The sequence below is a fragment of the Streptomyces sp. NPDC047315 genome, from assembly GCF_040643215.1.
Taxonomy (GTDB): Bacteria; Actinomycetota; Actinomycetes; order Streptomycetales; family Streptomycetaceae; genus Streptomyces.
Genome location: NZ_JBEYTZ010000089.1, coordinates 1 through 5,142, shown reverse-complemented (window position 1 = coordinate 5,142; position 5,142 = coordinate 1). Strand labels below are relative to the sequence as shown.

Annotated in this window: 5 protein-coding genes; 3 read left to right on the top strand and 2 right to left on the bottom strand. The window is 70.9% G+C overall.

The genetic code is table 11. The features are described from left to right. Positions 1–270: 270 nt before the first annotated feature. Positions 271–492, bottom strand: a complete 222-nt coding sequence (locus ABZ842_RS38550) for a hypothetical protein (RefSeq protein ID WP_361548486.1) — start codon at positions 490–492, stop codon at positions 271–273. A 105-nt stretch (positions 493–597) separates the two neighbouring features. Here ABZ842_RS38550 and ABZ842_RS38545 point away from each other — a divergent pair, with 105 nt between their 5' ends. The 3 genes from ABZ842_RS38545 (at position 598) to ABZ842_RS38535 (ending at position 4,605) form a co-directional block, all read left to right on the top strand. Then, positions 598–1,428 (top strand): helix-turn-helix transcriptional regulator, encoded by an 831-nt coding sequence (locus ABZ842_RS38545; RefSeq protein WP_361548483.1) that lies wholly within the window; start codon positions 598–600, stop codon positions 1,426–1,428. Further along, on the top strand, positions 1,425–1,631 hold the full coding sequence (locus ABZ842_RS38540) for a DUF397 domain-containing protein (RefSeq protein WP_361548481.1): 207 nt from the start codon (positions 1,425–1,427) through the stop codon (positions 1,629–1,631). Before ABZ842_RS38545 ends, ABZ842_RS38540 begins: the two co-directional genes overlap by 4 nt. Before the next feature lie 217 nt (positions 1,632–1,848). Further along, positions 1,849–4,605 (top strand): SpoIIE family protein phosphatase, encoded by a 2,757-nt coding sequence (locus ABZ842_RS38535; protein ID WP_361548478.1) that lies wholly within the window; start codon positions 1,849–1,851, stop codon positions 4,603–4,605. A 29-nt stretch (positions 4,606–4,634) separates the two neighbouring features. On the opposite strand, the gene ABZ842_RS38530 is transcribed toward ABZ842_RS38535, so the two are convergent. Then, complete coding sequence (locus ABZ842_RS38530; RefSeq protein ID WP_361548475.1) at positions 4,635–4,985, bottom strand: DoxX family protein; 351 nt, start codon at positions 4,983–4,985, stop codon at positions 4,635–4,637. Positions 4,986–5,142 lie beyond the last annotated feature (157 nt).

Genomic DNA, 5,142 nt, shown 5'->3' with positions numbered 1-5,142 from the left:
CACGGCGGACACGACGATGTCCTCGCCGAGCATGCGTACGGATCGCCAGCCCTTGTACTGGCCTCGCTCGATCATGCGGTTCCTCCTGTGGAGGGTGGGGTGTGGGGGTGGGTGGTCCCGGCCGCGCGCCGGGGCAGGGGCGTGCCCGCGGGGCGGCCGGGACCAAGGGGACGAGGAGGGACCGTTGCTCCCCGCCCCCCTTTACCGCCGTCGCGCAATTCTCTTCAGCGTTAGGGAAACGCTGATGCGCGAAGACGGAGCTGTGGGTGGTTAGGGCGTGCGGTTGCTGCTGATCGCGTTCAACTCGGCGAGCGCGGAGCCGAGTCGGTCGTCGAGGGTCGCGACGCGGATGTGTTCGCGCCGTGCGTCCCACTCGCATCCGCCGTGCCGCGGGCGGAGCATGACCAGGGACCCGTAGACGTCCATGACCACCCCGCACCTCTTCTCGACGGTGTCGTACGCGAGTTCGCCGACCGAGAGTTCGCCATGCACGACGACTCCTCTCCGTAGCGGTTTCACTACCAAGTCACTTCAGCGTGGCCTAGAGTCGATCCGGGCTCAACTAGACGCATGAGTTGAGAGAGTTAGGGCGCGCAGATGGTAAACCGCAAGCAGTTACATCCCGAGAGGTCTCCGCGCGACAAGTTCGGGCAGCTCGTACGGGCAATGCGAGATGAGCGTGGCTGGACACAGGAGGAGCTAGCGCGTCGGCTCGGGTGCACCGGTTCGCAGGTATCTGCCATTGAAACTGGCCGCAGATCAACAACTCAACGCTTTGCCAAAAAACTTGATCTGACGTTCGGAACCGGCGATCGCCTCGAACGTCAGAGCCAAGCGGTGAGGCCGGCCGCGTTGCTTGAAGGCTTCTCGGAGTACCTGTCCCATGAAGCGCGCGCGGCGGAAGTCCGTCTGTTTGAGAACGGGGTCGTTCCCGGGCCGCTTCAGACGCGGGAGTACGCCCAGGCACTGGCGGACGGTGCAGTCCAACGTGACGACATCAGCCCCGAGCAAGCCCACGATCGAGTCGAGGTCCTGATAGAGCGCCAGGCTGCGCTTGTACGCAAGCCGTGGCCACTCGTGTTCGTAGTGCTGGACGAGAGTTGCATCCGTCGACAGGTGGGAAGCCCTGAGATCATGCGGGCTCAGATGGAGAGGCTGATCGAGTTCGCTCTGCTTCCGAACACGGCACTTCAGATCGCCCCGTTCTCCATGGGAGAGCGGAAGCCATTTATCCGGTTGGTCCACCTTCTGACGCTGCCTGATCGGTCTCTGATGTCATACGTCGAGTCTCAAACTCAGGGGTTTCTCGACCGTGATCAGGCATCCGTGCTGCCGTTGGTGAAGAACTACCATCAGCTACAGGTGGAGGCGGCATCTCAAGCGGATTCCGTCGCCATGATTGAGCAGCTACGAAAGGGCACCCAGTGACGACCAACTCTCCCCACCAGTGGGTCAAGAGCAGCTACAGCACTGAGAACGGCGGGTCCTGTGTCGAGTGGGCTCCCGCGCATGCGTCCGCTACCGGTGTCGTCCCCGTCCGTGACTCCAAGGTCCCGGCCGGCCCCGTCCTGAGCATCCCCGCCGGCGCCTTCGCCACGTTCGTCGCCGGCATCAAGCACCACGCGGTCTGACGACCGCCCCCGCACCACCACGAGGGTGCCCCGCCGAGTCCCATTCTCTGGCCCGGTGGGGCACCCTCGTTTGCGCCTCGCCCGCTCCAGGCGGAGGCGCCGGCCCCGCACCCGCGCGAGGCCACCGCCCACACCCGCCGAACGGGGGAATCGTCGCCCGCCCGCGACGAGCGCGCTTCGGGAGCGGCAGGACGTGTCATCCAGGTAGAAATGGTGCATGGCGGGTACCGAGCGCTCCTCCGGAGCGGATGGTGGTGGGGCACGGTCCGTGTTCGGGCTGCGGAGTGTCGTGGGGCAGATGTTCGTGCTCCAGCTCGTCGTCGTGGTGCTGCTCGCCGTCGGGGCCGTCGTGCTGCTGCTGGTCATGGCCCGGCAGGAGAGCAACCAGGAGGCCGGCAGCCGGTCCCTCGCGCTCGCGGAGGGGTTCGCCCGGGCGCCGGGGACCGCCGTCGCGATCGTGTCGCCGAACGCGACCGAAGTGCTCCAGCCGAGGGCCGAGGAGGCCCGCAAGGGCGCCGGAGTGGACTTCCTCGTCGTGATCAACCGCGAGGGCACCCGGCTCACCCACCCGCAGCCCGACAAGATCGGCAAGCGGTCCACCGCCGACCTGGCCCCCCTGCTCGCCGGGGAGACCGTCGTCCAGGAGTGGGTGGGCAGCCTGGGGCCGCAGGTCCGGGCGTACGTGCCGGTGCGCGGCCCGGACGGCGCGATCGTCGGGGCGGTCGGGGCCGGGGTGACGGTCGCCCGGATCCAGTCCGCCGCCCGCGAGCAGCTGCCCGCGGTGCTGGGCGCGGCCGGCGGCGCGGTGCTGCTGAGCACCGGCGGGGCCGCGCTGCTCAGCCGGCGGCTGCTGCGCCAGACGCACGGGCTCGGGCCCACCGAGATCACCCGGTTGTACGAACACCACGACGCGGTGCTGCACTCCGTCCGCGAGGGCGTCCTCATCGTCGCGCGCGACGGCCGGCTGCGGCTCGCCAACGACGAGGCACGACGCCTGCTCGACCTGCCCGACGACGCCGAGGGGCGGGAGGTGGCCGAGCTGGAGCTGCCGCCGGGCATCGCGGACCTCCTGGTGTCGGGCCGGGAGGCCACCGACGAGCTGTACGAGGTGCGGGACCGGACGCTGGCGGTCAGCCAGCGTCCCACCGAAGGGGCCAAGGGCTCCGCCGTACGCGCCAACGGGCCCGGCGGCCGGGTCGCGACCGTACGGGACACCACCGAGCTGCTGGCGATGTCCGGCCGCGCCGAGGCCGCGCAGGGGCGCCTCCAGGTCGTGTACGAGGCCGGCATGCGCATCGGGACCACGCTGGACGTGCGGCGGACCGCGCGGGAGCTGGCGGAGACGACCGTCGGCCGGTTCGCCGACTTCGTCACCGTCGACCTGGTGGACGCCGTGCTGCGCGGCGAGGAGATCCAGGGCGCGGACCGCGACGTGCGCCGGGTCGTCACCGCCGGGGCCGACGACGCCGCGCCCTTCTACCCGGAGGGCACCCGCGTCGTGCTCGAAGCCGCGACCCCGCAGGCCCGCGGCATGGCCACCGGCCGCACCGTCCTCCAGCCCGATCTGCGCACCGAGGAAGCGTGGCGGGCGCAGGACCCGGACGGCGCCCGACGGCTCGTCGAGTACGGGGTGCACTCGCTGATCTCCGCCCCGCTCACCGCGCGCGGAACGCTGCTGGGCGCCGTCTGCTTCTGGCGCGCCGGCCGGTCCCAGCCGTTCGACGAGGAGGACCTGGCGCTCGCCGAGGAGGTCGCGGCGCGCGCGGCCGTCTCCCTCGACAACGCCCGCCGCTACACCCGCGAGCACACCATGGCCGTCACGCTCCAGCACAGCCTGATGCCGCGTTACCTGCCGGTGCAGGAGTCGGTGGAGGTCGCGTACCGCTATCTGCCGGCGCAGGCCGGGGTCGGCGGCGACTGGTTCGACGTCATCCCGCTGCCGGGCGCCCGGGTCGCGCTCGTCGTCGGCGACGTGGTCGGCCACGGGCTGCACGCGGCGGCGACGATGGGGCGGCTGCGGACCGCGGTGCACAACTTCTCCGCGCTGGACCTGCCGCCCGACGACATCCTGGGCCACCTGGACGAACTCGTCGACCGGATGGACCAGGAGCGCACCCCCGGCGACGCGGGCCCGAACGTGACCGGCGCGACCTGTCTGTACGCGATCTACGATCCGATCACCGGCGACTGCGTCATGGCCCGCGCCGGCCACCCGCCGCCCGTGGTGATCCACCCCGACGGCAGCATCCACATCCCCGACGTGCCCGTCTCGCCGCCGCTCGGCACCGGCAGCGGCCTGCCCGTGGAGACGGCCCGACTCCACCTGCCCGAGGGGGCGCGGATCGTGCTGTACACGGACGGTCTGGTCGAGCGTCCCGACCGGGACATCGACGTCGGTCTCGACCTGTTGCGGGACGCCGTGGCCGACCGCCCCGAGCTGGACCCGGAGGAGACGTGCCGGGCGGTGCTGGCCGCGCTGCCGGGGGCGCAGCCGCGCGACGACGTCGCCCTGCTGGTGGCCCGTACCCACCGGCTGGCCCCGGAGCGGATCGCCGAGTGGCGCGTGCCGTCCGACACCGCGGCCGTCGGCGCCGTACGGGCGGAGTGCGCCGCGAAGCTCCGCGCCTGGGGCCTGGACGACATCGTGTTCACCACCGAGTTGATCCTCAGCGAGCTGGTCACGAACGCGGTCCGCTACGCGGCGCAGCCCATCACTGTACGGATGATCCACAGCTCGTCGCTGATCTGCGAGGTCTTCGACGGCAGCAGCACGGCGCCGCACCTGCGACGGGCGGCGATCACCGACGAGGGTGGCCGCGGGCTGTTCCTGGTGGCCCAACTCGCGGTGCGCTGGGGCACCCGCTACACCAGCTGGGGCAAGGTCATCTGGACGGAACAGGCCCTGGAGGGCCCCGCCGCCCCGGCCGGCGGCCCGGACCTCGCGGACGCGCTGCTCGACCAGTGGAACTTGTGAGGAGGGGGCGCTGTGCGACGGGCGGCCGGCTATCGCGTGAGGGCGAGGGCGAGGGACGCGACGGCCAGGGCCAGATAGCCGCCGGGGAACGCGATGTTGTAGAAGACGCGGGCGCGGACGTGCGCGGCGACGGCGCCGACGTAGAACAGGACGAGCCCGGTCGCGGCGGCGACGCCGACGAGCGGGACGCCCAGGAGCCCGAGGAGGAGGCCGGCGGCGCCGGCGGCCTTGAGCGTGGCGAGCCAGGGGAGCCAGGTCCGGGGCACTCCCGCTTCCGCCGAGTTGGCGAGGACGAACTTGGCGTTGGCGAAGTCCGCGGCGGCGATTCCGGCGTTGGCCAGGACGGTAATGAGGGTGACTATCACGTAGGCAGTGGACATGGGCGGCCTCGTCCTTCGTGGCTCTCTGTGTTTTCCGTACGCGTGCTCGCTTGCTTGCTCGCGCGCTAAGGGCTGTCCCGTAATCCCTGGTGGATCAGCGCGCGGCGTCAGATGCGGTGCATCGCAAGGCGGAGGGGTCACCGCATACTGGATGTAT